Annotated in this window: 20 protein-coding genes; 10 read left to right on the forward strand and 10 right to left on the reverse strand. The window is 45.6% G+C overall.

The window, feature by feature from the left end; genetic code table 11:
- The first annotated feature begins 5 nt into the window (after window positions 1–5).
- The 5 genes from QEP08_RS05075 (at window position 6) to QEP08_RS05095 (ending at window position 8,260) form a co-directional block, all read left to right on the forward strand.
- Entirely contained in the window at window positions 6–2,159 is a 2,154-nt protein-coding gene (locus QEP08_RS05075; RefSeq protein ID WP_285056385.1) for a hypothetical protein, read from the forward strand.
- Window positions 2,160–2,167: 8 nt separating this feature from the next.
- Window positions 2,168–3,460 carry a histidinol dehydrogenase gene (gene hisD, locus QEP08_RS05080; protein ID WP_285056387.1) on the forward strand — a complete coding sequence of 431 codons (1,293 nt, stop codon included), beginning with the start codon at window positions 2,168–2,170 and terminating at the stop codon, window positions 3,458–3,460.
- Between the two features lie 15 nt (window positions 3,461–3,475).
- The gene (locus QEP08_RS05085; RefSeq protein ID WP_285056388.1) at window positions 3,476–5,734 is read left to right on the forward strand and encodes a DUF2961 domain-containing protein; all 2,259 of its coding nucleotides are present in this window, start codon (window positions 3,476–3,478) and stop codon (window positions 5,732–5,734) included.
- 1 nt (window position 5,735) lies between these two features.
- Window positions 5,736–7,175, forward strand: a complete 1,440-nt coding sequence (locus QEP08_RS05090; protein WP_285056390.1) for a sialate O-acetylesterase — start codon at window positions 5,736–5,738, stop codon at window positions 7,173–7,175.
- Between the two features lie 80 nt (window positions 7,176–7,255).
- Entirely contained in the window at window positions 7,256–8,260 is a 1,005-nt protein-coding gene (locus tag QEP08_RS05095) for a LacI family DNA-binding transcriptional regulator (protein WP_285056392.1), read from the forward strand.
- Between the two features lie 73 nt (window positions 8,261–8,333).
- Here the strand turns inward: QEP08_RS05095 and QEP08_RS05100 are convergent, their stop codons facing one another.
- From QEP08_RS05100 to QEP08_RS05120, 5 genes are all read right to left on the reverse strand, one after another.
- On the reverse strand, window positions 8,334–9,530 hold the full coding sequence (locus tag QEP08_RS05100) for an Sb-PDE family phosphodiesterase (RefSeq protein WP_285056394.1): 1,197 nt from the start codon (window positions 9,528–9,530) through the stop codon (window positions 8,334–8,336).
- Window positions 9,527–11,275 (reverse strand): RagB/SusD family nutrient uptake outer membrane protein, encoded by a 1,749-nt coding sequence (locus QEP08_RS05105; RefSeq protein ID WP_285056396.1) that lies wholly within the window; start codon window positions 11,273–11,275, stop codon window positions 9,527–9,529. The genes QEP08_RS05100 and QEP08_RS05105 overlap by 4 nt, the downstream gene beginning before the upstream one ends.
- Before the next feature lie 39 nt (window positions 11,276–11,314).
- Complete coding sequence (locus QEP08_RS05110) at window positions 11,315–14,530, reverse strand: SusC/RagA family TonB-linked outer membrane protein (protein ID WP_285056398.1); 3,216 nt, start codon at window positions 14,528–14,530, stop codon at window positions 11,315–11,317.
- 226 nt (window positions 14,531–14,756) lie between these two features.
- Entirely contained in the window at window positions 14,757–15,404 is a 648-nt protein-coding gene (locus tag QEP08_RS05115; RefSeq protein WP_285056399.1) for an ankyrin repeat domain-containing protein, read from the reverse strand.
- Window positions 15,405–15,500: 96 nt separating this feature from the next.
- Window positions 15,501–16,136, reverse strand: a complete 636-nt coding sequence (locus QEP08_RS05120) for an MgtC/SapB family protein (protein WP_285056401.1) — start codon at window positions 16,134–16,136, stop codon at window positions 15,501–15,503.
- A 105-nt stretch (window positions 16,137–16,241) separates the two neighbouring features.
- Here QEP08_RS05120 and QEP08_RS05125 point away from each other — a divergent pair, with 105 nt between their 5' ends.
- Complete coding sequence (locus tag QEP08_RS05125; protein ID WP_285056403.1) at window positions 16,242–17,132, forward strand: PPK2 family polyphosphate kinase; 891 nt, start codon at window positions 16,242–16,244, stop codon at window positions 17,130–17,132.
- Between the two features lie 29 nt (window positions 17,133–17,161).
- On the opposite strand, the gene QEP08_RS05130 is transcribed toward QEP08_RS05125, so the two are convergent.
- Window positions 17,162–18,151, reverse strand: a complete 990-nt coding sequence (locus tag QEP08_RS05130) for a GlxA family transcriptional regulator (RefSeq protein WP_285056405.1) — start codon at window positions 18,149–18,151, stop codon at window positions 17,162–17,164.
- Between the two features lie 156 nt (window positions 18,152–18,307).
- Between QEP08_RS05130 and QEP08_RS05135 the strand changes: the two genes are divergently transcribed.
- The 3 genes from QEP08_RS05135 to QEP08_RS05145 all read left to right on the forward strand — a co-directional run bounded on the left by QEP08_RS05135 (window position 18,308) and on the right by QEP08_RS05145 (window position 20,124).
- Window positions 18,308–18,754, forward strand: a complete 447-nt coding sequence (locus QEP08_RS05135; RefSeq protein WP_285056406.1) for an SRPBCC family protein — start codon at window positions 18,308–18,310, stop codon at window positions 18,752–18,754.
- A 90-nt stretch (window positions 18,755–18,844) separates the two neighbouring features.
- Window positions 18,845–19,372, forward strand: a complete 528-nt coding sequence (locus QEP08_RS05140) for a DinB family protein (RefSeq protein ID WP_285056407.1) — start codon at window positions 18,845–18,847, stop codon at window positions 19,370–19,372.
- Between the two features lie 8 nt (window positions 19,373–19,380).
- A complete protein-coding gene (locus QEP08_RS05145) occupies window positions 19,381–20,124 on the forward strand; it encodes an isocitrate lyase/PEP mutase family protein (protein WP_285056408.1) in 744 nt (247 codons plus the stop codon).
- Between the two features lie 259 nt (window positions 20,125–20,383).
- Here the strand turns inward: QEP08_RS05145 and QEP08_RS05150 are convergent, their stop codons facing one another.
- Together QEP08_RS05150 and QEP08_RS05155 are read right to left on the reverse strand one after the other, a co-directional pair.
- Window positions 20,384–21,574, reverse strand: a complete 1,191-nt coding sequence (locus QEP08_RS05150; protein WP_285056409.1) for an MFS transporter — start codon at window positions 21,572–21,574, stop codon at window positions 20,384–20,386.
- 75 nt (window positions 21,575–21,649) lie between these two features.
- Entirely contained in the window at window positions 21,650–21,925 is a 276-nt protein-coding gene (locus QEP08_RS05155) for an ArsR/SmtB family transcription factor (RefSeq protein WP_285056410.1), read from the reverse strand.
- Window positions 21,926–22,131: 206 nt separating this feature from the next.
- Between QEP08_RS05155 and QEP08_RS05160 the strand changes: the two genes are divergently transcribed.
- Window positions 22,132–22,329, forward strand: coding sequence for a hypothetical protein (locus QEP08_RS05160; RefSeq protein WP_285056411.1), 198 nt, complete (start codon window positions 22,132–22,134; stop codon window positions 22,327–22,329).
- An 18-nt stretch (window positions 22,330–22,347) separates the two neighbouring features.
- Here QEP08_RS05160 and QEP08_RS05165 read toward each other — a convergent pair whose 3' ends face one another.
- Window positions 22,348–23,247, reverse strand: coding sequence for a VanZ family protein (locus QEP08_RS05165; RefSeq protein WP_285056412.1), 900 nt, complete (start codon window positions 23,245–23,247; stop codon window positions 22,348–22,350).
- Window positions 23,248–23,314: 67 nt separating this feature from the next.
- Window positions 23,315–26,104 (reverse strand): TonB-dependent receptor, encoded by a 2,790-nt coding sequence (locus QEP08_RS05170; RefSeq protein ID WP_285056413.1) that lies wholly within the window; start codon window positions 26,102–26,104, stop codon window positions 23,315–23,317.
- Between the last annotated feature and the right edge of the window lie 177 nt (window positions 26,105–26,281).

Genomic DNA, 26,281 nt, shown 5'->3' on the forward strand with positions numbered 1-26,281 from the left:
TGAATATGATGAAAAATATCAAAGCTTTAATTTTGATGATGCTGTTTCTGACGGCCTCGTCGGTTGATATCCTTGCACAAAATAAAACGCTGTACCATTACGGCAGTATTAAAAATGACCTGTACATCTACCTTAAAAACAGTGGTTTTGTCCTCAAGACTTACCCTACTCCGATGGAGGCCATAAAGGCAGCGCCGTCAAATGCAGGTTTGCTGCTGCTTGGTAAAGCCTATCCGGAAACAGATCCTCAGAATTCTATAAGCCTGACAGGTCTTAAACAGATCACCGCTAAAAAACTGAAAGTATATGTCGAATATCCTGCAGCTTATCCCAAACTGGACCTGAGCAGCAAGCCGCTCGAAACCCACCTGGAACGTGGCGTGGTTACAACTGATATTTTTGGGAGCAGCCTGCCCAGACTATCGCTCTTTGGCATCCACAACTGCCATATCTTGCCGGTAAAAGTTGATGATCCCTTAATTGTACTGGCAAAGGTAGTCGGTGTAGATAAAGCCGAACTGGGTCTTGACAGCACAATCAGCTATCCCTTATTGTTTAGAAAAGACAATGTGCTGATCGGTACAACTGCGCTCAGCAATTTTAAAACCGGCCGTTACGGTCCTGAAAAATCGGTCAGGCAAGTGCTCAGTTACATCGTAACACAGGTAACAGGTGCCAAAAATGTTCAGCTGAAAAACTGGAAAGGAGATGTAAGGCCAGCTTTTGGACCCAATGAGCCCCTGCCGGAAACGGCCAGACTCAACGGCATTAAAGCGGGCGTAGAGTGGTTTGCCAACGGGAGGTTCTATGTACATCCGGAATGGAAGGCAGACTGGTTAAAATACGGTTCGGACGGATTGAAACCAGTAGGCCCGCCGGTGAGCCAGAGCAAGCCAAACGGCGACGGCAGTCTGGGTATACTCGAAGGTCATACGTCAACCATATACTATGACGGCAGTCAGCAGTACCGGTACTGGATGCGGGCCGACGTCCAGGGAGAGGCCAGTATGGCACTGGCGGCTGCTGGCGCGCTGCTCAACAATGAAGACTTTAAAGCACGGTCGGCCAAACTGATCGATTACATGTTTCATACATCAAACCTGCGTGCAGGACCAAAAAACGATCCAAACAGCCCGGCATACGGCCTCATTGGCTGGGCCACTACCAACGCAGGCACCTTTTACGGAGATGACAACTCACGCGCCATACTGGGGGCAATAGCTGCAGCTGCCTATCTTAAAAACACCAAATGGGACAAGGAACTTGCAGAAGCCATTATGGCAAATTTCAGAACAACCGGCAAAGAAGGTTTCCGTGGTGAGCGGCTGGAAGAAGCGGATATCATCCGGAATGGATGGCCCTATTACTACAACCGGAGCGTGATACATCCATCACCGCATTTTGAGTCCTGGATGTGGGCATTGTACCTGTGGCTTTATGATAAGACAGGCTACGAACCCTTATTGTCCAGAACCAAAGAAGCCATCCGCATTACCATGGCCAATTATCCGGAAAAGTGGAAATGGGGAAGCAGTCTGCAGACCCAGCGGGCCAGAATGATATTGCCGCTTGCCTGGTTACTTCGGCTTGAAAATACGGAGGAACACCGTGGCTGGCTCGACCTGGTTGCCGGTGATATGCTGAAGAACCAGGTAGATTGCGGTGCGATAAGAGAAGAGCTGGGAAAGGGTAAGGGCATGTTTAAGGAGCTGAAGAAGAACAGTGATTATGGTACCGATGAGGGATCTTTAATCACCATGAACGGTCAGGAAATATCATGTATGCTTTATACCAACAATTTTGCGCTGTTTAGCCTTCATGAAGCGGCAAAGGTCACCGGAGATAAAAAATACAAGGATGCGACAGACCGGCTGGCTGATTTTCTGGTCCGGATACAGGTGCAAAGTGAAAAGCATAAAGACCTTGACGGCGCCTGGTTCAGGGCGTTTGATTATGGGAAATGGGATTATTGGGCATCTAATTCAGATGCGGGCTGGGGTGCATGGTGCACGCTCACCGGATGGATCCAAAGCTGGATCGTAACCAGCCAGGTCCAGATCCAGCAGCAGCAAAGCTTCTGGGACATTACAAAAAATACGGCGCTAAAAACTACCGGAAAAGCAGTGGTAGAGGATATGATGAAAACACCGCAAAAATAACTATCTACATGGCAAGATTTATAAAAAAAGGGCAGAGTGAAGCCGATAAAAAAGGCGATGATCTAAGGATCAGAGAAACAGTAGAGCGGATCATTAAGGAAATCACAGCTCATGGAGATGCAGCAGTTAGAAAATATGCAGAGGAGTTTGACCACTGGACACCTGACAGCTTCAGGTTGTCCGATGCGCAGATACGGCAAATCGTAGACGGCACTTCGCAGCAGGTAAAAGACGACATTTTGTTTGCTCAAAAGCAGATCAGGTTTTTTGCGGAGCAGCAGAGAGGATCTGTAAAAGATCTTGAAATCGAAACATTACCGGGAGTATTTCTCGGCCATAAAAATATTCCTGTCAATAGCGTAGGCTGTTACATCCCGGGCGGGCGGTACCCAATGGTTGCTTCGGCGCACATGAGCATCCTCACGGCTAAAGTTGCCGGCGTTAAGCGGGTCATTGCCTGTACTCCACCTATAAATGGCAAAATACCCGAAGCAACAGTATGTGCCATGCATTTTGCGGGGGCTGATGAAATTTATATCCTTGGAGGCATTCAGGCAGTCTGTGCAATGGCCATTGGTACCGAAAATATAACGCCAACAGATATGATCGTAGGGCCGGGAAATGCTTACGTAGCCGAAGCAAAGCGGCAACTTTTTGGGCGTGTAGGAATTGATCTTTTTGCCGGACCGACAGAAATACTGGTCATTGCAGACGAGACCGCCGATGCAGAGATGGTAGCTTGTGACTTGCTGGGACAGGCGGAACACGGCCCTACATCACCTGCAGCTTTGATCACCAGCTCTGAAGCGCTGGCCCTGGAAACCCTTAAAGAGATCGAACGTCAGCTCAAAGTTCTACCAACTGCTGACGTCGCCGGACCTGCATGGCGCGATTACGGCACAGTGATTTTGGTGGCTGATGAGAAAGAAGCGGTAGCTGAAGCCGACAAGCTTGCGTATGAGCACGTGGAGGTGCTGACACGTGAACCCAATTATTTCCTGGAGCAAATGACCAACTATGGTGCATTGTTTCTGGGACCTGAAACCAATGTGGCTTATGGTGATAAGGTGATTGGTACCAATCATACGCTGCCAACCATGAAGGCCGCCAGATATACTGGCGGCCTTTGGGTCGGTAAATTCTTAAAAAACTGCACTTATCAACGCTGTACACCGGAGGCCAGTGTACAGATTGGTGAGTATGCGATGCGCCTGTGCGATCTCGAGGGTTTTGCAGGGCATAAAGAACAGGCTGCCCTTAGGGTCAGACGTTATAAAAAAAATAATATTTTTATTGAGTAAATTAATTGAAAGACAATGAAAACGTTATGCTGTTTATTGATGCTGATGGTATGGTTTCCGCCGTTTGAGCTGCTCGCACAGGATACTGGAGCTGCTTCAGGTTTGCCATCCGTGCCCCATGGTTATGATGCGTACAGAAGATGGGACCTGCTTCCGCTGCAACGCATTGGCGTACGTGCCTATATGCGCAGTACCCATGACCGTCTGGGCGGCAACCATCATGCAGATGCCGGACATTTTCTTTTTATGAACAAGGAAGATGAAAATGTAACCCTGGATGTAAAAGGAAATGGGGTGTTTTATTTCTTTCGCGCCAACCACTGGCATGGGAGCCCATGGCATTTTGTTGTTGACGGAAAAGATAATCTGGTAAAAGAAACGGGCACTTCAGATCCTGCCAACGCCAAAAAGAAGTTTAAAGACACATCATTCATCCCTGAAAGTGCTTTTCCCGCTCCGCTGGCCTGGACCTGGTCCACTACTAAAGGTGCCGATCTGATCTGGACGCCAATGCCCTTTCAGGATTCATTGCGGATAGCTTATTCCCGTACATTTTACGGCACGGGCTATTATATTTACCACCTGTATGCCAATGAACCAGCTAGGCTGCAATCCTGGGATATGACTAAAACACCAGATCAGGATGTTACAGAACTGCTAAGCCGCTCCGGGACAGACATTGCCCCAAAAGACATTGAGGCAGTTAAAGGTAAAGTGAAGTTAAATAAGAAGGACATCGTACTTGCCCGGATTAAAGAAGTACCATCAACCGTCAGGGCCTTAAAACTTACCTTGCCGCTGGATAAAGCGCTGGACCTGGAGCGTATCCGCCTGCAGATCACCTGGGACAACGCCAAATATCCATCTGTGGATGCGCCTCTTTGTTTATTCTTTGGAGCCGGAACGTTTTATAACAGAGAAAATAAAGAATATCTCGTCAAAGCTTTTCCGGTTAATATTCGTTACGATTATCCAAATAAAAAGGTAGAGCTCGCTTGTTATTACCCCATGCCGTTTTTTAAGAATGCAAAAGTTGAGCTAAAAGGCATTAATCCCGAAGACAGCAGCACAGAGATTGATTTTGAAATACGTTATGAGCCCTTGCGGTGGCGGGCGAACCATACGAGTTATTTCCATGCCACCTATAAGGACATTCCTGAACCTGAGCTGGGACAGGACATGACTTATCTCGATACCCGGGGTATAGAAGGGCATAAGGACTGGTCTGGCAATTTTGTGGGAACATCCTTTATTTTCTCCCATCAGGCCAACCTGGGAACACTTGAAGGCGATCCGCGCTTCTTTTTTGACGACAGTGAAAGCCCGCAGGCTTACGGCACAGGAACAGAAGAATGGGGCGGGGGCGGCGATTACTGGGGTGGTGAAAATATGACCCTTCCATTTGCCGGTCACCCTTGCGGCGCACCTGGAAAAAACAAGTCCAGACACGAAAAGGACCTCATAGAATCCGGCTACCGTTTTCTGATCGCCGATCTCATGCCTTTCGGAAAAAGGGCAGTCATAAAGTTTGAGCACGGAGGTGAAAACCTGGCCACAGAACACTATGAGGCAGTGGCCTACTGGTATGGCTTGCCCGCGCCATCGCTTATTCAAACAGATGAAATAGATATCGGAAACCCGGAAAGCGAAAAAAGCCATAGCTATCATTCCCCGGCAGCCTCAGAAGCCGTATCTCTGACATCCCGCTATGAATTGGGAATAGATACATTTCCGGCAATAGCCTGGGGTCTGGAAGCCGCCAAAATCCCGGGCTATCAGGAGAAAAGCGGTAAGGAAGTTTATCCCGTACAGACAATGAACGGACGTTTTACACATGGTGTTTCAGAGTTTACGGTAAGATTGGATCTAAAAAACACAGGCGCACTTCTGCGCAGGACCCTCGACTACAGTTTTCCAAATCAAACCGCTGAAGTTTTTATTGGTGATGCATCAGCGGCTTCAGAAGCGGACATCAAATGGGAAAAGGCGGGAATCTGGTACCTTTCCGGATCGAACACAGCAGTGTTTTCTTCTCCGAATGGTGAAACAGGCAGTCGGAAAACAACAGTAGAAACATCCAACAGGTGCTTCAGGGACGATGAGTTTTTAATTCCTGCCAGGCTAACCCAAAATAAAAAAGCCGTTAGGGTGAGGATCAAATTTGTACCCAATAACCAGCAGCTGTATCCGGGTTTTCCATTCCCTAAGGAAAGTGCCTGGAGCGAGTTCCAATATAAAGTATACAGCTATGTATTGCCAGATTTTAGAAAGTAAGATGACCCGGATTAAACAGAATGAAATTGCATTGCGGATGTTTAAAGCCCTATTTGTGCTGATGCTGATAGGCGCTTTCAACGTCTCCAGCGCTAACGTCCGGCTGCCGAACATCATCAGCAGCAATATGGTGCTGCAACGTAACAGCAAGGTTAAGATCTGGGGATGGAGCAATCCCAACGAGAAGATCTCGCTGACTGCCTCCTGGGACAATAAAACCTATCGGACAGAAGGAACAAGAGATGCCGGTTGGGAAGTATTAATAGAAACACCAGCAGCTGGCGGGCCATATACCATATCGATAAAGGGGAACAATTCAATTGTACTTCAGGATATTCTGATTGGAGAAGTCTGGGTATGTTCCGGACAGAGTAATATGGAGATGTCCGGCAATCTGGGATTAAAGGAAATAAAATCCGAGCTTTCCAGTGCTTATAACCAACACATCCGCTTTTTCCACATCCCTAAATCAACAGCTCCTCATCCACAGAAAAAGGGTGAGGGGGAATGGGCTGTCTGTGACAGCAACTCCTTAAAATCGTTCAGTGCCGTTGCTTATTTCTTCGGAAAAAACCTCAATAATAAACTGGATATACCAATAGGACTGGTGGCAGCCAGCTGGGGCGGCACCACCGCAGAAGTATGGACTCCAGATAGCGTGGTCAACTCAAATGAAGTATTGAAAACTGCAGCTGCAAAGATAATACCCAGTGGCATGTGCCCGTATTTGCCCGGGTACGCTTATAATGCGATGATCGCGCCGATAACCAATTATGCCATTGCCGGCACAATCTGGTATCAGGGTGAAAACAACACGCTTACGGCAGGCACCTATCGGGAGCTTTTCACTTCAATGATTGATGCCTGGCGTGCTGCATGGCATAAAAACCTGCCATTCTACTATGTGCAGATAGCCCCTTACAGGTATGCCGCAAAGAATACCGGTGCACTGCTGCGGGAAGCGCAGCAGCGAAGTGCGGACCACCCCAATACAGGTATGGTGGTTACAACTGATCTTGTCAGTAACGTCAATGACGTTCATCCGCAGAACAAGCACGATGTTGGAATGAGATTAGCCAATTGGGCACTTGCTGAAACCTATCATCAGAAAGGTGTTGCCTATAAAAGCCCGGTGTTTAAAAATGTGAGTTTTAAAGGAGATAAAGCAATTGTTGTAATGGACAATGCAGAAAACGGATTGATGGTAAAAGGCAATGCGGTAACAGAATTATTCATTGCAGGCGATGACCAGGTATTTTATCCTGCACAAGGCGATATAAAAAACAATACCTTAACAGTCCGGAGCAAAGAAGTGAAAAATCCTGTTGCAGTGCGCTATGGTTTTACGGACACCGCAACAGGCAACATTTTCAGTAAAGAAAACCTGCCGGCAGCGCCGTTCCGGACAGACAGCTGGCCGGTAAAAACCAACGAAAAATAAATTTGAACTGTTCGCAATTGGCGGTATATTAGCTTTTTCGAAGGTGTATCCCATTCTGAACCCCAGTTAAATATCCAGTCTTGATTAAAAAGAATTATACCTCAAAAGATGTAGCCGACCTCGCCGGAGTTTCCCAGGCAACAGTTTCGCGGGTTTTCGCCGGTGAAACCAGGGTGTCTGAACGGAAAAAGAAACTGGTCATGGAGGCCGCTGATAAACTCAATTATCAGCCCAATGCACATGCAAGAAGTCTAACTACCAGGAAGACGAAGATCATCGGTATTGTCATGCGCAACATCAGAGACCCCTTCTATACCGCCGTGCTGGAAATCTTCCACAACCGCTTAACTCCCCTGGGTTATCAGCTGATCTTTATCAATTCTGAAAATGAGGTCATTGAGGAGGCGGAAATCAAAAAAATGCTGGAATACAATATAGCCGGGGTAGTCATTACCGATGCTGTGCTGTCAAAAGCAGCCTCAGAAAAATTCAAACACAATGAAATACCGGTATTACTTTTTAACCGCTATACGAAGGAAGGCGATCACAACTCTGTTTTTTGCGACAATTATCATGCAGCAAAGCAGATCGCTTCTTATTTGCTGAAGCTGGGGCACCAGTCGTTTGGTTTTATCTCAGGTCCGTCAAATACCTCTACAACCATAGACCGGCTAAAGGGCTTCACCGAAGTGCTGGATCAGAACAACATCCACGACCTCATCATTGCTTCAGGTGATTACACCTACCATGGCGGGTTCAATGCTACTCAGGAACTGATCACCAGGAATATGAACCTTGACTGCATTTTCTGTGTAAATGACATTACAGCACTAGGGGCAATGGATGCAATCCGAACTATGGGTTTTAAGATTCCCGAAGACATTTCGGTGGTCGGTTTTGACAACATCAGGATGTGCGGATGGACACCTTACTTTCTTTCGACCTGGGAGCAGCCACTGGAGGACATGGTGACAAGATCCGTAGAGATTTTGCTGGAACGGATAGCCGACTACTCCAAAAAACCAGAGACATTGAGAATGATCGGCCAGCTCATTGTGCGAAATTCAGTAAAGTCCAAACGATAAGATCTGCCTATTTTTTTAACACAATCCCAGCCATTAACGGAAGATGATCAGTCGCAAATAAAATTCTTAACCATTATTTTTTCTTTTGTTCCTCTGTAATAAATATAAAACGGGATTTCAACACTTCATCCGGAGTTACCAATATATTTTGGACTTTTACATTTAATACCAGTTGTTTAGGATATTCCCATATCGCTTTCAGGATTATCTTAGTCGTATCATGCGGTACTAGCGTTGTCTGTCCCATCGGGAATTTTTCAATATTGTAATCCGCAGAGGCCTGTATCTTAAAAGGAATATCGCTGTCGTTGAACAGGCTGATCTCAAATATCGGCTCGCCGTTCCTCACCTTTTTCTCAGTACTCACTTTCAGGGCAGCCTTAAAAAAAGCTTCGGCTTCAGTCTGCCTGGCGATGAGAAAATCATCAAAATAAACCGCAGTCCTTCTGGCTGTCATTGCCTCTTTTATACTTTCTTCCGTCTTGTCTTTTGCAAAAACAAGTGTCATTGGCCGGTGGGTCTTTGCATATCTCGGATACATGTCATAATGTTCATCCGTATTACAAAACATGGTTAGGTTATATTTCATTGCCAGCCTGTGGGCAATAATGTTGTACACCCCCGAGTTTGCTACCTCTACGCCCGCCAGAATTTTCTTTTCCAAAAGCTCTTTATGGAAGGATGTAAAGATCGCTGTGTCTTTTTTGTCCCACCAGGAATAACCCGGATGGTTATAGAACACAAAAGCATCCTGTTTTTTAACTTCCAGAAAAGGGGCGATCAGCTGTTCGTGTGTCATACTGTCCTTCATGACAAACTTCTTTTTGCCGCTTTTCATGTACTCGATAGGCAGGATGTTGGCGTCTTTTACAAACAATGCATTGTTATGATAGGGCGGTACCCTTGGCGATATTTCCACACCTCTGATCACCAGGAGCCCTTTGTTTTTAGCAGCCTCAACAGCTATTTGATACGATTTGTTGTAATCACGTTTGATTTCATCAGGGAAACCTTCATAGTCAATGTGTTCCGTCAAAGAAATGACATCAAGACCATCGCGCAGAGCCTCATTGACCCGGAATGAAGGCCAGACATGCCCGTCTGAAAATACGGTATGCATATGGAAATCGCCCTTTAATGTTTGAAAGCCCGGGATGTCAGGAAGGGAAACCTTCCTTTGAACATCATTTTTTTCCTGGATCTGAGCTGATCCCTGCAGGCTCAAAGCCATGCAGGGGATCAGGGTGAAGAATATTTTTTTTAACATCATGGTTCCCATCCTGGATTTTGGTTAAGGTTCGGGTTCAGCAAGCGCTCATTGGCATTTATCGGATACAGGTATTGCTTGTCTTCATATTTCTTTACCGTCGTGCTAAGCCACAGTAAATTGCCCTTAGTGCCTTCAGACAGTTTAGATGTATTGTTGTCTATCACGAAATAAGTTACTCCAGCGACTTTCACTGCAGGTACTTTATCTACAAAGCTGACATCCGGCTTGCCGTCCTCATTGAGGTCCAGTAATTGGTCTTTGCCGGGAATATAGATGCCTGTATAAGGTTTTTCAAGGTTTTTAGCCGCTTTCCAGCGCTTCAGGTCATCATAACGGAAACCTTCTACAGCCAGCTCAATCCCGCGCTCTCTTCTCACCTCCAGAATTAAGGCATTAGTGACATCAGGATAAAAGGTGTTCTGCAGATAAGTATCGGCACTTGCAGGCATCGCATCAAAATTCGCAATTCCTGCACGTTTTCTCAATGCCCCGATGGTCAGAGACCAGTCTGCCTGGTTGATCATACCCAGTTCTGCCTTTGCTTCCGCATAATTTAAAAGGACTTCAGCATAGCGCATAATAGGAATAGAGTTAAAGCTTTCTGTCCGGGTATCAAAATACTTGTCATCAAGGGAATATTTCTGGATTTGATACCCTGAATAGGTAACCGTAAAATCCGGAGGAGCAGGAGTTCCGTCCGTACGCTTATAATCGCCCATCCTGATGGTCTGCTGCAATCGCCTGTCCCGGTTTTTCACTTCGTTCTGAAATTCCATAGTCGCATAAGAAGCTTCATCAGTAAAGCGGGAGCCATCAGCTTTGAGATAAGTATTAATGAACTTCTTGTCTAGTCCAAGGCGCGCGCCAAGTGTTGCACTGTTAAACCACCAGGCCGCATTGTGCCACTTTTTCAAAGAATTGTTATACACTGCCGCAAGAAGAACCTCTGAAGATACCGGGTTTTCACTAGTAAATAAAGAACGATAATCCCTTGTAGCATCTGTACTCGCCTGAAGTTTATACTGCCCGCTGCTGATGAGCAATTCTGCTGCTGAAGCACTCTCCGTCAGCCATTTCTCAGGGTTGCCGTTAGCTATCTTATGGTATTTTCTGAATGTACCTTCAAACAGGCAGATTCTCGATTTCAAAGCAAGCGCAACCCATTTGGTCACCTGTGTTGCCGAGTTGTCCTTGGTTGCATATACATTATTGATAGCAAAATCAATATCAGCCAGCACTGAGTCCATAACCAGAGCCCTCGGATCCTGGGCTTTATACAAACCAGGGTCATTGATACCCAGTGTCTTGCTGTACCAAGGCATGTCCCCATACTGCTTTACCTGCTGGAAATAAAAGTAGGCGCGGAAGAACCGTGCAATCCCCGCAAAGTGGTTTCTGGCCTTGGCAGGAATACTGGGGTTGTTGTTGTAATTTTCCAGGAAGTAATTGATATTCCTCAGCGCACTAAAGCTCCATACAGCCGCATCCTGAACACTCAATTTGCCACTGATATAATTAGGGACAGCATTAGGCACCGTAATGTCCGTCATGACATCCGCCTGGTAAATGCCAGGGCCATCCGGAAGGCTTCCGTAAAAAGAATTGACATACAGCTGGAGGTTATTTTCTGTAGAAAATGCCTGCTCAGGTGTCAGTTTGTCCAGCGGATCAATATCCAGGAATTTTTTGCAGGAGCTGAATGCGATGACCAGCACCAGCAGCAGTATTATATTTTTCAAGTTCATCACGTTATATTTTAAATTGAAATACATCTCGTTCATTAATTAAAACCCGACATTGACACCCAGTGTGTACGTCTTTTGCATCGGATAAGAGAAACCATCACCGCCACCCGCGTTGATCTCAGGATCTGAACCTTCGATTACCTCAGGGTCAAAGTTTTTGGTAATCTTGTACATCGGAGAATAAGTCCAGAGATTTTGGCCCGTTAGAAATACCCTCAGACTACTGATCTTCCACCTGCTCAGTACCGATGCAGGAAGTGTATAGCCGATTGTCAGGTTTTTCAGCCTGATATAGCTTGCATCCTGCAGGTAACGTGTCTGGCGTACTGCCAGCTCCCTGGTGCCCGACAGTGCAGTATATCCCCTGTATCTTGGGAAATAAGCATTCTGGTCGGGATTTTCCTCAGACCATCTGTCCAGGTTGAAAGCAGGCAGGAAGCTGTACGGCCTGTTGTTCTGCCCCCAGAAGAATGCCGCTTCAGTAGAAGGATACCAGTCCCTTTTTCCCACACCCTGAAAGAAGAAGGAAAGTGAGAAATTCTTGTAACCCATATCACCGGTAATGCCATACGGCAGCCTGATCTCAGAGTTGCCTATGATGCGCTGGTCACCCGGTTTGTCCAATGTATTGCTTCCGTTATTAACCACGCCATCACCATTCAGGTCCCTGAACTTGATATCACCAGGCAACAGTTTATTCGTATTAGACACCACGAAATACTTCTGGTCAGCATGTTGCTTAATATCTTCCACTGAGCTAAAGAACCCTTCAGTTTCAAAGCCCCATATCGCTCCAAGGCGCTGACCACTATAATAGGTAGAAAGGAGCATGTTAGGATTGTAATATTTGGTAATGGTCGAAATGTTATCAGCAATCGTCACACGCATGCTGTAGGTAAAAGGATTGGTGTTCCCGATCCTGTCTCTCCAGCCAAGAGAAAGTTCCCAGCCCTTAGTACTCAGATCTGCATAGTTGCCCTTAGGCACGGCGGCTCCAAATACCGCTGGCAATGGCTGCCCGACAGTAATCATGTTGGTCGTTTTTCTGTTGTACCAGTCAAAATTTGCAGTTAAACGGCCTTTCAGCAATTCCACGTCAGCACCAAGATCAAGAGTAGTAGATTTTTCCCAGGTCAGGCCATCAGGCACAACCCTTGGCAAACTGATGAAATTGGCAAAATTACCATTCATGATCGTTCCTGAAGTACCAGGCGCTATCGTTTGCAGGAAAGTATAAGGAGGGATGTTGCCGTTGCCCAGTGAACCATAAGAACCCCTCAGTTTTAATACATTCAGGACTGGTTTCCAGGACTCGGCGAATTTCTCTTCACTGATCACCCAGCCAGCTGAAGCTGACGGAAAAAACCCGAAAGCCTGTGTTTGCGGAAATTTGGATGAACCGTCATACCGGCCATTCAGCTCCAGCAAATACTTATTTTTGTATGAATAATTAGCACGATAGAATATACCGGCAGTAGCCCATTCCTCACCGCCGCCAGTTAAACGGTAGTTCAGCCCGGTCGCCAGGTTAAAGTCAGGCAGGTTATCAACGATGGCGCCATCCCGCTGACTGTAGCGGTATTTTTTCGAATCATACTCCAGGTTACCTCCGATGATCAGCTTGACCTCATGATCGCCCAGCTGCTGGGTAAACTCACCAAAAAGGTTGGAACCATAGTAGTTTTCCTGCTTTAGGTTTTCCCCGATATAATTCAGTCCCGAAGTAATGGTTTCACCAGGTTTAATGCTGTAAGGCACAGGGAAGAACTTACGGTCATCACCCTCACGGGTATTGAGGTATGAAAAATCACCTTTGATGACAAATTTATCCTTGATTGGCGTAGCCGTAAAACTGATGGTGTTCCTGTTGAAAGTTTCTTTTGCCTTTGAAGTACTTTTACCGGTATAAAAATCACCTATAGAGTAAGCTCCGACGATAGTCATTGATCCATCAGGATTTAGCATTGGTGATACCGGAAATGCAGTTACAGCCATCATCCGCCAGATTGCATTCAACCCGCCTACAGCGGTAAGCGGATAAGTATAGGTATTGCTGGAAAAATCTGAGTTAGTGGCAATGCTAAACCAGTCATTTACCTTGATGTTTCCCTTGAAACGGATGTTGTACTTATTGAAATCGTCAGAACTGTACCTGAAAATACCTTCCTGGGTGTAGAAACGTCCCGACATCTGAAAACTCACTTTATCCGATCCACCGCCGATGCTCAATGCATGCTCCATCGTAGCATTATTGTCTTTATACAATTCCTTTATCCAATCGGTGCTTCCATAATATTTATAGTTTCCGTTTGTCGGGTCGATGGAAACTTTAGGCAGAGCAGGATTGTCATGTCTTGCTTTCAGTGAATCCAGATCGGCCAGAGAAAATGGCAGCTGCGAGTTGATGCTCTGCGGATGCGACAGATAATCGTTCCAGGCATTGAAAGACTCATCAAAGTTCTTTGCCCAGATATAGCCATCCGATATCAGATCGGGAGTTGTAGTCCGCTGGTTGATGGAATAATTGGTGTTGTAACTAACCTTAATCTGGTTTGCTTTAGGTGATTTGGTTGTAATTAAAATAACCCCAAAAGCACCCCTTGATCCATATATCGCAGCTGACGATGCGTCTTTCAGAACCGAAACACTTTCAATGTCATTCGGGTTTAGCGTTTCAGGATCACCGGGCACACCATCTATCAGAACCAGCGCACTACCGCCGGCACCGATAGAAGTCGTTCCCCTGATGTTGTAAGTGGCCCCGCGTGTTGGTTTACCGTCTGTCATTTTGATATTTAAATTGGGGATGACACCCTGCAGACCTCTTGTGGCACTTGGAAGAGGCCGGTCTTCAAAATACTCGCTGCCGACCTGGTCGACTGCACCGGTCAGGTTTGCCTTCTTTTGTGTGCCGTAACCTACAACGACTACATCATCCAGTGATTTGGAGTCGGTTTTGAGCTGTACGTTGATCGTGGTTTGCCCGTTGACTGTGATTTCCTGCCGTAATGAGCCAATAAAAGTAAAGACCAGAATATCCCCGTTTTTGGCCAGGAGACTGAAACCGCCGTCACTGTCGGTGGTGGTCCCTGTTTTGCTTCCTTTGATAAACACGCTGGCTCCCGGTATGGGAAGTCTGGCATCGTCTGTAACTGTTCCCGAGATTTTGCTCTGCGCATTGGCCTGTAGCGGTAAAAGAAAGCTAAACAGGATGGCAGAGAATAAGAGTTTGAATGAATTGTAAAAATACTTCATGTGTTGTCCCTAACCTATTATTTGTTGTGAATTAATTGAGGGCAATGTTATTCAACCCAGATTAACGGGGCATAGGCATAGGGTTACCTTTAGATTAAGAAAACCCGGGTTTTATTAAGGATCGATTAAGCTTATGTAACAGCAATAGCGTGTTTTGTATACTGCATATTGTTCGTGACGCGTTTCCGGGGGGCGGAAATCTCAATCATCAACGCAGGGATTGTTTTTAACCTATACGGGGCACATCCCCATAGAGGAGTAATCTGAGGACTGCTGAATTCCTCAAGTGCCAGCTGCCCCAGGAGATGGGTGTGTCGCCATTGGCATCTTTTTCCGCAGGATTGGCCCCAGCTTCCAGCAGTAAGGTGATGATATCCTCATTCCCATATGCAGCTGCCCGGTGGAGTGGTGTTTCGCCCTTCAGAAATGCATCCCGCATAAAGCAAAGTGTAGATTCTCCTTTGATGGTCTTTTTGTTCACGTCGGTGCCTGATTTGATGAGAAGCCTGACGATCCCGGTCCGCTGACTGATTTCACTGGTCTTGCTGATTGTGTAATGCAGGGCGTTTTCGCCGGTTTTCCGGAAGCTGAAGGCGGTATTTGCACCATGTTCGACCAGCCATTTCACCGATTCGTACTGCCCGTTATAAGCCGCATTACATAATGGGTTGTTGTCCTCCAGCTCCAGTTCTGCCCCCATGCGATGGCAGAGGTTGAGTAATTCGATATTGCATTCCCATGCCGCCGTAAACACGGCACAGTTTCCCCATGGGTCTGTAAAATTGATATCAGCGCCCTGAGAAACTAGTTGTTCTACGGTTTTAAGGTCTCCTTTTACAGCGGCATCGAGCATCAATTGGTTCAGGCTTGTCATATATACACTGAATTGGTTGTCTGAATTTACAGAAAATTTGAAGAACTTATCCAAAAATGTACCGTTATAAATACAGATTCATTAATGACCAAAAGACTAGCTAAAACTAATGATGTCAGGGATCGCCGCAAGCGTCTCGTTGAGTTTTAATAAAAACTGTTTCTTTCCTGACACCTGCCAGACCACCGTTAGTGTATCGCGGTCCTTACTGACCCGAAGCCTTTCAATGACCAGGTCGTCAGAATTCAACCGGTCTTCCAGCGCCTGGATCTGGCTGAAATCGGCATTGCGGAAGGTGACGCTCAGCATTTTTTGGCGCTGCAACTTTCCAATAAAGCGTTCTACACGACTCATCATTAACAGGGTGCCCAGGGTAATGAGGGTAAACAAAAATGCCAGAGCATGATAACCTATTCCTGTGGTCATGCCGATGGCTGCTGAAGTCCAGATGACTGCCGCAGTAGTCAGCCCACGCACTGAAAACTGATCTTTAAAGATTACGCCGGCGCCGATAAAGCCGATGCCGGTAATGATATTTGCCGAGATCCTGTCGTCTGTTCCGGCACCATGCCGGGAAACGATGGTGAAAATAGTTGAACCCAGGGTAATCAGTATGATCGTGCGAAAGCCCGCAGACTTGTTTCTATATTCCCTTTCAAAGCCAATTATTCCGCCGCATAGCAATGCCATGAGCATACTCACTAAATCTGCTGTTCCGACGGTAAAATCCATGGAGCTATTTTTTAAATTGTTAATGAATACAATTTAGCAGCCGGAATGTTTGCTTTGTACAGAAAAAACAATTTTCTGGCCCTGATCTTGCTTAATCCGTATTGTATGAAAAAAGAAATCGCGCTATACGCGGCCCCCTCTAAAAAAAAGATTCGCTTAAACGATTATTCAACCACTTACGGTGGGCCGATGGACAAACAAGCTGGTCAGCTGGAACTGGAAAAGATTAAGAAATCACTCCATACCAGTCAGGAAAAATTATATGCTTCCGGTACGCATGCGGTGCTTGTTGTCATCCAGGCAATGGACGCCGCAGGTAAAGACAGCGCGATTGAACATGTTTTTTCGGGGATCAATCCCCAGGGCTGCCAGGTGCATAGTTTTAAGACGCCAACTTCGGCAGAATACGGCCATGACTTCCTTTGGAGACATTATGCCGCGCTGCCGGCGAAAGGGAAGATCGGTATCCATAACCGTTCACATTACGAGTATGTCCTGGCTTGTAAAGTACACCCCGGGTACATTTTAAATGAGAACCTGCCTGATTATGTATCGCCTGATCAGATTGATCAGCGGTTCTGGAAGAACCGATATGAGAGCATCCGGAATTTTGAATCCCATTTGTCGGCCAATGGAACTACGGTGATCAAAATCTTTTTGCATGTTTCCAAATCCGAACAAAAGCAACGTTTCCTGGACCGGATCAACGACCCGGAAAAGAACTGGAAGTTTGCGGGCGGTGATTTAAAGGAGCGGAAGTTATGGCGCCAGTATCAAGCTGCTTATGAAGAAGCCATTTCAGCAACCTCTACTCAAACGTGTCCCTGGTACATTGTCCCGGCAGATAAAAAATGGTATGCCAGACTGGTCGTTGCCAAAATTCTGGCCGACACTTTCGAAAAGCTGGATTTACAGTTCCCCGTCCTGGATGAAAAAGAGCAATCCGCCCTGGCTGCTTATAAAAAAGAGCTCGAAGATGAAAATGAGTCCAGCTAAAATTGTTCTGAAAAAGGACGGTTATCGCCTTAAACGGTGGCTTCCTTATTGTACTTATTCCGGTATGCCAGCGGCGAAACCCCTGTAAACCTCCGGAATATTTCACGGAATGCTTTCAGGTCTGAATAGCCCACCTCATACATCACTTCATTAATTGTTTTGCGGGTAGTTTCAAATGATTTTTTTGCAGCTTCAACTTTGACACGCTGCACATATTCTATAGGAGTGTTCCCGGTTGCTTTTATAAACCTCCTGTCAAAATTTCTCCTGCCAATAGAAAATTTGGACGATAAGCTCTCCATGGAGATTTTTTTCGTTAACTGGCTTTCAATATAGGCCTGGGCCTCCTGGACCATCTCATCGCCATGCTGCTTCTGTCCTTTAAATATAATAAACGGCGACTGGCTTTGCCTGTCCATTTCAATCTGAAAAACCTTGGAACAAAAAATCGCCGTCTGACGGTCATAGTACTTCTCGACAAGATATAGTGTCAGGTTTAAAAAAGAATAGGCCCCGCCATTGGTATAGATGCCATTTTCATCGGTGATCAGTTCATTGGTCTGGAGGTTTACATTTGGAAATAGTGCCCTGAATTTATCGGCATAGTTCCAATGGGTAGAGCAGTTTTTGCCGTCAAGTAGGCCTGCAGAGGCGAGCATGAAAGTGCCGCTGCACATCGTGGCTATTTCTGCGCCGTTTTTATATTGTTTTGTAATCCAGTCGACAATACCAACGTTCCCCTTCTGTGCTTTTTCATAGCTGCTGCCCAAAGATGGGATAATGATCAGGTTTGTTTTCCCGATTTCAGAAATGTGAGCGTGGGTCTTCACCGAAAAAAGACCGCTTGCTAAATTTGTACTTTGTGTTATACCTGCTATTTCAATCTTAAACAGCTCTTTGCCGCCGTTTTCTTTATGGTATTCATTGGCTCTGGTAAATATTTCATAGGCACCTGCTATACAAGCTACAGTACCGAGGTTTGTCTGGCCATCAGGGGCGATGATAGTAATGTGCTTCATTATTTTTTGATTATAGTAATGTGCTTTATTGTTTTTTCTTACAAAGATAAAAAATCTGTATGTCCAAATCAACCCATCATAATGTCTATTTTGCCCTATGCAAAGGTGGCTGGTTTGCCAGTAAATTTGTCCATAACTTAAACTACAAATCCAATTATGAAAACATCTGATTTCACTACCTCCATATTGGCAGACCAAACACAGAGAGAAGTTTTTGATGCAGTCAGCAACCCTCAGATTTGGTGGCCTGGAGACATTGCCGGCAGCCCAGAGAAAATTAACGATGAATTTACCTACCGATATAAAGACATTCATTATTCAAAGCAAAAGCTAGTAGAAATGGTGCCTGATCAGAAAGTAGTATGGCTGGTTACCGAAAGCCAGCTTAATTTTACTGCGGACGCCAGCGAATGGACCGGAACAAAAATCATTTTTGAAATCTCAAAAGAAGGCAGTAAAACCAGGTTAAATTTTACCCATCAGGGATTATCTCCGGAAATTGAGTGTTTTGATGCCTGCTCAGGTGCATGGAGCCAAATCATTCAGCAAAGCCTGTTCAGCCTGATCACGACGGGAAAAGTGGAGCAGCTTAATTTAACTTAATCATCTTAATTTACTTTATCATCGGGGAAGTAGTAAATTTATCAGAAGCGAAAGTAGAATCGAACAATTCACCTAAAAAATCTAAAGAATATGAAAACAAAAGTTTTAGCAATCTCACTGTGTTTACTCATAGGCAGTCAATTGGCAAAGGCACAAGTAAAAGTAGCTGATGTGGTAAAAGAATGGGAAAGATCGAAGGCTTATACCATGGAATATCTGGATGCAATGCCGGAAAGTGGGTATGCTTTAAAACCTACTCCTGAAATGCGGTCTTTTGCAGAGCAGGTATTGCATCTGGCAGACGCCAATTATGGCCTCACTTCGGCTGCTTTAGGCTCGAAAAGCCCGTTCGCGAGGGCTGAGCTGGAAAAAAGCAGTGATAAGTCCAAATCTAATGTGAGCAAACTGGTTCTGGCCAGTTACGATTTTGTGATCGCCAGCATTAAAAAGATGTCAGAAGCGCAACTCAATGAGTCCATCAAATTGTTTGACAAGTTCGATATGTCTAAAGGAACGGCTTTGGCAAAGGTACTTGAACATCAGGCACATCACAGGGGACAAACAACGGTATACCTTCGGCTGGCAGGTGTTAAACCACCAGAAGAAAAACTATTTTAAAAATCAATATGAACCATTACCAAACATTTTATGACCTGCATCACCGGGAGCAGCCCCTGCTGATCGGTAATGCCTGGAATGCCAAAAGCGCCCAAATCATTGAGAAAGCCGGGTTTGATGCAATTGCTACTTCAAGTGGGGCCATTGCTGATTCGCTGGGCTATAAAGACGGAGAAAATATCCCATTTTCCGAAATGCGCTATATTGTCGAGCGGATCAAGTCGGTAAGCAGCATTCCGGTCTCAGTGGATATGGAACGGGGATATTCGGATGATCTGAAACTTGTTGTTGAAAATATTCAGAAAATGTTGGATATGGGCGTAGCAGGCATTAACCTCGAGGATAATCAGGGCGAGGAAATATATCTTAAAAAATTATATGTCATCCGGAACTTCCTGCAACAAACCAATCAGCAGTTGTTTATCAATGCCAGAACAGATGTCTTTCTTCAGAAATTGCCTGATCCATTGGAAACAGTCATCATCAGGGCTGGGCTATATAAAGATGCCGGTGCTGATGGCCTTTTTGTAACGGGTGTGCAGGATACCGGAACGATCAGAGAAATTGTGTCAGCTGTTTCATTGCCCGTAAATGTGGTAGGCGTTTCGCAAATATCATCCGTTCAGCTGCTGGCAGATTGCGGAGTGAAAAGGATCAGTATGGCCGGAATTTTATATTCAGCAGGGTATAAAAAGATTGACAACCTTGTATTAGCGGTTAAGGGAGAAGATTCATTAGCAGGGTTGTATTAAATTACGCTGTACAGTAAGGGAGTAAAATAATGATTTACTCAGCAGCTTATTTCAATATCCCCCGGTAATCCCGGAGAAATCACAGAGTAATCGGCGAGTTGGAATACCCTTGCGATACCCCTGCGTCAGGGTTTCCATACCCCGGGGGTACAGCAACGGGTATCGCAGCTGTGACGCAACAGTATTACAAGGGTCTTCCAACTCCGGGATTTGAGCGCGATTTCAATGCGATTTAACGCGATTTCTAATAAGAATTCACTTACTGACCAAACTCCAGTTCGACAGGCTCAGTAGATTTAGCTGGCTTTTTCCGGCGCTCTGTGATTTTAACAAAGCTGAGACCAAAGGATAACAGCAGGAGAGAAACAGTCATCCAGACTACTTGATGAACACCGTAGTGCGCGATCACAAAACCGCCGAGTAAAGTTCCCAAAGTGATCCCGGCATTGAAGAATGAGGGAAGTAAACTATTGACAAAATCCAGCTTGGTACCGCGCACACCATTTATAACGTGCAGGTTAGCCACCAAAAATCCTCCTGTATGGATAAATCCCCAGACAGAAAGGAGGATAACCATAGGGATAAAGAATCCACCTAATTTATACGCCAGCAGATGCATTACAGCTAATGCGACTAAAAACACACGGCTGGTCAGCTGTATGTTTTTGCTTAATGCAATACCGGTTAGCCAGTTTCCAAGTATCCCGGTTCCGCCAAAAATCAGCAGCATGATGCTTATTTGTACTCCATTCATTTTTGAAACCTTGTCCAGGTATTCAGCCAGATAACCATAAGTGGCAAACATGCCTGCCAGTATCATGGTCGAAGTCAAAAGTCGTACCCACAACTGCACACTGCTCAGGATCCGGAGCTGACTTTTAGGGTTTGTTTGTTTTTCGGTAACCGGCATAGAAGGAACAAATATGGCCAGCGCAGCAAAAGCGAACAGGTTAATAAATGCAGAGAGTACAAATGATGCCCGCCAGCTGAACAGATCAGCTACATAAGTGGTCAATGGAACACCCAATACAGTTGCTATGCTCAAACCGGCCATCACTATGGCAATTGCTTTAGGTGCATCCTTCGGCCCGGCCTGTTTTGAAGCAGCTGTCATCGCTACCGCCCAGAACACGGGATGCAAAAATGCCGGTATGATCCGGGCGATCATCAGAACAGTAAAATTCGGCGCTATAGCGGAAAGCAAATTGGAAATGACAAATATGGCGAGCACCAGGCACATGATGGTTTTACGGTTCATTTTCGCGGTAAGCATATTGGTAAAGGGACCGGCCAGTGCCACTGTTAGGGCAAAGCCACTGAGCAGCCAGCCAGCAGTATCTACTGATATATGAAATTCTTTGACCAGGGCAGGCAATATGCCGATGACGCCAAATTCTGTAGTGATGATTCCAAAGGCCCCAAGGGCCATGATATAGATAGATTTATTCATTGATTTAACATTTAAATATTCAAATATTTCAATATATTAAAGCAGTTTATTGCTTTATTTATAAAGTAGGTTTTCTTAATCTTTTAGCTCATTCAAACTGGCGATGTATTCATCCAGTACCTGCTGATTCAGCACATACTTTAAGTTGCGTCCTTCTTTTTCAGGTAGAAGCAGTTCCGCATCTACTAATAATTTCAAATGATGTGAAACGGAAGGCTGGGTGAGGTCCAGCAGGTCATTGACTTCAGCACAGTAAAGACAGTCTTTCTTTTTTTTAAATTCCTGTAAAATAGCGATCCGGCTGACATCACTCAGTGCCTTGGATATCCGCTCTATTTTTTTATTGTCCATTGCTTTGGCCGGTATTGGTATTGGTGACTGCACCGATCAAAGGTAAATATATCTTTTTATATATAGAAGTATTTCTATATATAAATGTAAAATGAATAAATACGATGGACAGTCGCCTGTTCAGTTCAATTATCTAAACAAACTACCGGTGCCTCAAACTTTTTAGGTTGTGAGGGGTTGTATAGGTGAAATCTAATCAAATAGCGATGTCCATCTTTCTCGAATTCCCTTCAATTGAAGATTATCCCATCTATTCTACAGTTGATCATGCCCAGGATGATGGCCTGATTCCGGCTGCTGCTTTCAACTGGCTCATGACACTGGAGTTTTCCGCACTGAAGTCCCCGGAAATTTCCAGCGCTATAATTACGGATGCGGCTCCGGATGAGCTCAGTACTGTTTAAGGTTATTGCTTCAACATTTTACTGTCCGCTTAGTTTTTCCTGACCTGGTGTGTTGCATACTAAAACAACCGTTGCAATTTTGTTACCGTCCTGATCTGATTCGAATGTGACTATCGTTACCCTGTTGCCTATTTTCAAATTGGACGCCAATAGGGCACCTGCGGAATTTCTGATCTTTGTCCCGTCTGTAAGCTTAATAAGCTGTTCGCTGCCATCACGCGCTTTAATGGTGATGGCATGACTTCCTGTACCAACGATCTGCCCGAGTCCGCCTGTTCCACCGCAGGGATCGTCAGCCACGGGAATTCCACCTTTATCCTTATCTGCATGATCAGACCGGTTGCTCCTGGGGCCTTGTTCGAAACTTAAGGGCAGCTGGCCTTTCTGATAAACAACGGCGCCATAAAATACAGCTGCCGCAACAAGGACAATAGAAAGACCTGCTGCGATCCTTATATTTTCAGACTTCATTGAATGCAGCTTCTTTGCCAGAATCATAAATGCCCAATAACCAATCATTACGCCGAGTCCGTTCAGGATCACATCGTCAATATCAAATATGCCTACGCGCAACACCACCTGCAATCCTTCGATCGCAAAACCAAAGGCAACTGCTACAGCGAGTGTTTTTTTCCAGGTTATGTTCCGGAAAATCAAAGGAAGAAGAAATCCAACCGGCATTAATAAAACAATATTTCCGACAAGATTAATGCCTCCGATCATCAGGCCTTTCTCGCCGAGCAGATACACTAGAATGGTCTTGAACGGTACTAAGTTGGCCGGGCCAGTTTGCGATCCTCCAAAATAAATCATCAGTGAGCCTATCCTGATCATTGGTACGTCCTTGTAGACCATTACCTTGATCAGCACTGCGCTATATGTGATGAGTAGAAATGTTGATATGATTCGCTGTTTCATAGATTTAAGTTATTCTTTTTAATTTATACGTCGGTTTTAATTTTATATATCCTATTTCAATTTATCACTACCCGCCGTTACTTTCAGTGCCTGGCGCTCCCCTGGGAGGCCGGCCGGCAAACTTTTGCAGCCTCAGGCTTAGGGTCAACAGGTAATAACGTCCTAAACGGTTGATGTTACTTTGTGTAATGGCATATGCATTTTGGGTTGAGGTAAAACCAGTATTTTCATTGAACAGGTCATACGCCGAAAAACGAATGGTAGCCGCATTGTTTTTTAAAAAACGACGCTCAATGTATGTATCCAGTAAATTTGGGTTTGTAGCACCCAGATAACCCTTGTTGATCGCCTTGCTATAGGTATAGCTCAGTGTCCAGTGTTTGAAAAAATAGAATTTGCCATTGGTGCCCAGGGTGATGGTCTGAAAGTTATTGTTCAGATTGGCATGCGTTACAGAGTTGCCGGAATGGCTGATCAGATAATTGGCATTGACCTCTGCATCCACCAGGTCGGCAATATCCACCCGGAAACGCGCACCCTGGGTAAGTACAAGGTTTTTTGCCGTATTTTTCTGGATAATCTGGTCCATGCCCAGCGAATCGAGTACATCAGTCAGGTAGGAGATGTTGTTGTTATAGGAAATCCTTCCATTCAGGAACCAGGTGTATTTACGCTTGGCCCAGGCCCCGACCAGCACGTAATAAGCCGAAGCATTATAAAACCCTGATGCATTTTGATAATTTGTCAATATTGCGCCAGCCAGTTTTGGATCAGCGATGTAGTTGCCGGGATAGGTTACCGTATTGGCTACAATTTTGTGATCGGTCTGGCTGAAACTTAAGGTACTGAAAAAGGTTCTCCCTGTTCCGTCACCAAATTTGTTGTACCTGATCTGGAAGGTGTTGCTGAATTCGGGCAAGAGGTTAGTATTGCCTTGCACCGGGTAGCTGGCATTGGAAAAGTCAACTACAGGCTGAAATTGGTGGTAGGCCGGAGGACTGCTAGCACCCTGGAAGTTAAAGGCCAGTGCCTGCAGATCATTGAAATTATATACGTAACGGAGTACCGGTGAAAGATTGAATGTCGTGTGGCGGATTGGTGTATTTGCCGACGATGAACCTTTCAGCAATGTTGGTTGTGCAGCCAAACCCAATGTAAAGTTATATTTCTTTTCTGCCACCCGGTAGTTTGCTCCAAAACGGTTAGTTACGAAACTGAATTTATAGTCGTTGCTCAAATCCGGATCGCGGTTAACTTCACCAGCACCTGTGATGGTATCGGTCAGCCTTTCAGCAGTTGTGCGTGAGTTGTGGTAATTGTAATTGAATTCGAGGTATGATTTTTTACCCAGCGGTTCCAGATAAGAAAGAGAAGCGCCAGCACTGTCTGTGCGGCTGTATGAGTTGATCAGCTGGTTTACAGGCGCACCCGCCCGGCCCGCCAGGTAATTGTAAACCGGGTTCTCATACTGATCATCTGTTGCTGTACCACCTGTCAGCTGTACACTAAAATTGCGGCCACGCTTGTGGAACCGGTGATTGTACAACACATTGAGGCCAACGTTGGGAGCAGAAGATTTTGCATACAGGTTGCCGGTATAGTCGGAAATCACTGTACGGGCAGAATTCCCGGCTTGCAGTTTGCCGGCAAATGCTTCGTTACTGCGGACACCGCCGTAGGAAAACGTCGGGATGAGTTTAAAATAGTTCAGCGTGTCCGGCTTGTATTCTATATTGAAATTAAACCGATGGTTAAGATTGCGGTCATTCCTGGCACTTGTACTGTGCTGTGTCGAGGGCAGCTGGCCCGACAAGTTGTCCCGGATCATTGTCGAATTCGTATAGGCCGAGTTGTCAGCAATACTATAGCTTCCATAAGCAGTCAGCTTTTTACTCCAGTCGTCACGATAATTAAGACCCAGGGCGCGTGCGGTGGTGATGCCATTTTGCTTGTCACCAAATAAGTCGGGCCCCCTTCTTCCCCCGTTAAAGTCGAACAGGCTGGTGTTGGTATTGTTCAGGTCGCCTGATAGGGTGACTTGGCGCTTGCCGCGAAAATTGAATAAATTGGCTGATGCTGCGTAGCGTCCGGCGTTCTTTTGTCCAGTTGCCCCGGGAATTGCATCCTGGCCTCCGCCCAGTGACCCTTGAGCAAAATGCCCGTAATTTTTATCTTTTCTGATGTTGATGTTCAGTACTTTCTGCGACTCACCGGTTTTGACGCCTGTAAGTTTCGCCTGATCGCCGTGATCGTCTATGACCTGCACATTCTGCACCAGGTCTGCAGGCAGGTTTCGGGTGAGGCCTTTAACATCTCCAGCCATATAATCCTTGCCATTGAGCTGTACCTTGCTGACCGGTTTACCCTGCGCTGAGATGCTGCCGTCTCTGCTCACTTCCAGGCCAGGCATTTTTTTAAGCGCATCTTCTATTACGGCACCCTGACGCACTTTGTATGCTGCTGCATTATATTCAATCGTATCCTCCTTTATTTTGACGGCAGCACTTGTGACCGTAATGCCCTTCAGCGAAATGGTGTCGCTTTTTAAGATGATCGGGTCTAATTCAGCAGCAGCATTGCCAGGATTAAGGGTATATCGCCGTTTTACCGCCTGGTATCCTAAAGAAGAAACCAGCAGGCTAAACTGATTAACCGTTACTGAAGAGAAGCTGAATCTGCCTTCGGCACTGGCAACAACAGTTGAGCTGTCTTTACCGGCGAACAACCTGACTGTTGCCATTGGCAGCGCTGCACCTGTGGAGTCCTTTACCACACCACTTACCTGGCGCCCGGTTTGCGCATAAACCGACGTGTTTAAAATCAACGCAGCAACTGAAAGCAAATGTTTAAGTCTCATACTTTTAAATAATTGACACAAAGCAATCCTAAATTTTGCCGCTATAAAATGAAATAGACGATAAGCGGATGATCATAGATAGGGAGGGTGTTTTAGCCGATAAAGATTACTACTGCCTGTTCGTCGGCGAAATAGGTTCCGCCATCGGTTGAATTTGCAGGTAATCACGTAATAAGT

Origin of the sequence: Pedobacter ginsengisoli, assembly GCF_030244015.1 — a bacterium.
Taxonomy (GTDB): domain Bacteria; phylum Bacteroidota; class Bacteroidia; order Sphingobacteriales; family Sphingobacteriaceae; genus Pedobacter; species Pedobacter ginsengisoli.

Excerpts from the sequence above, each read along its gene's own strand:
- QEP08_RS05075 (WP_285056385.1), top strand. The coding sequence starts at position 6 with ATGATGAAAAATATCAAAGCTTTAATTTTGATGATGCTGTTTCTGACG.
- hisD (WP_285056387.1), top strand. The coding sequence starts at position 2,168 with ATGGCAAGATTTATAAAAAAAGGGCAGAGTGAAGCCGATAAAAAAGGC.
- QEP08_RS05085 (WP_285056388.1), top strand. The coding sequence starts at position 3,476 with ATGAAAACGTTATGCTGTTTATTGATGCTGATGGTATGGTTTCCGCCG.
- QEP08_RS05090 (WP_285056390.1), top strand. The coding sequence starts at position 5,736 with ATGACCCGGATTAAACAGAATGAAATTGCATTGCGGATGTTTAAAGCC.
- QEP08_RS05100 (WP_285056394.1), bottom strand. The coding sequence starts at position 9,530 with ATGATGTTAAAAAAAATATTCTTCACCCTGATCCCCTGCATGGCTTTG.
- QEP08_RS05105 (WP_285056396.1), bottom strand. The coding sequence starts at position 11,275 with ATGAACTTGAAAAATATAATACTGCTGCTGGTGCTGGTCATCGCATTC.
- QEP08_RS05110 (WP_285056398.1), bottom strand. The coding sequence starts at position 14,530 with ATGAAGTATTTTTACAATTCATTCAAACTCTTATTCTCTGCCATCCTG.
- QEP08_RS05115 (WP_285056399.1), bottom strand. The coding sequence starts at position 15,404 with ATGACAAGCCTGAACCAATTGATGCTCGATGCCGCTGTAAAAGGAGAC.
- QEP08_RS05120 (WP_285056401.1), bottom strand. The coding sequence starts at position 16,136 with ATGGATTTTACCGTCGGAACAGCAGATTTAGTGAGTATGCTCATGGCA.
- QEP08_RS05125 (WP_285056403.1), top strand. The coding sequence starts at position 16,242 with ATGAAAAAAGAAATCGCGCTATACGCGGCCCCCTCTAAAAAAAAGATT.
- QEP08_RS05130 (WP_285056405.1), bottom strand. The coding sequence starts at position 18,151 with ATGAAGCACATTACTATCATCGCCCCTGATGGCCAGACAAACCTCGGT.
- QEP08_RS05135 (WP_285056406.1), top strand. The coding sequence starts at position 18,308 with ATGAAAACATCTGATTTCACTACCTCCATATTGGCAGACCAAACACAG.
- QEP08_RS05140 (WP_285056407.1), top strand. The coding sequence starts at position 18,845 with ATGAAAACAAAAGTTTTAGCAATCTCACTGTGTTTACTCATAGGCAGT.
- QEP08_RS05145 (WP_285056408.1), top strand. The coding sequence starts at position 19,381 with ATGAACCATTACCAAACATTTTATGACCTGCATCACCGGGAGCAGCCC.
- QEP08_RS05150 (WP_285056409.1), bottom strand. The coding sequence starts at position 21,574 with ATGAATAAATCTATCTATATCATGGCCCTTGGGGCCTTTGGAATCATC.
- QEP08_RS05155 (WP_285056410.1), bottom strand. The coding sequence starts at position 21,925 with ATGGACAATAAAAAAATAGAGCGGATATCCAAGGCACTGAGTGATGTC.
- QEP08_RS05160 (WP_285056411.1), top strand. The coding sequence starts at position 22,132 with ATGTCCATCTTTCTCGAATTCCCTTCAATTGAAGATTATCCCATCTAT.
- QEP08_RS05165 (WP_285056412.1), bottom strand. The coding sequence starts at position 23,247 with ATGAAACAGCGAATCATATCAACATTTCTACTCATCACATATAGCGCA.
- QEP08_RS05170 (WP_285056413.1), bottom strand. The coding sequence starts at position 26,104 with ATGAGACTTAAACATTTGCTTTCAGTTGCTGCGTTGATTTTAAACACG.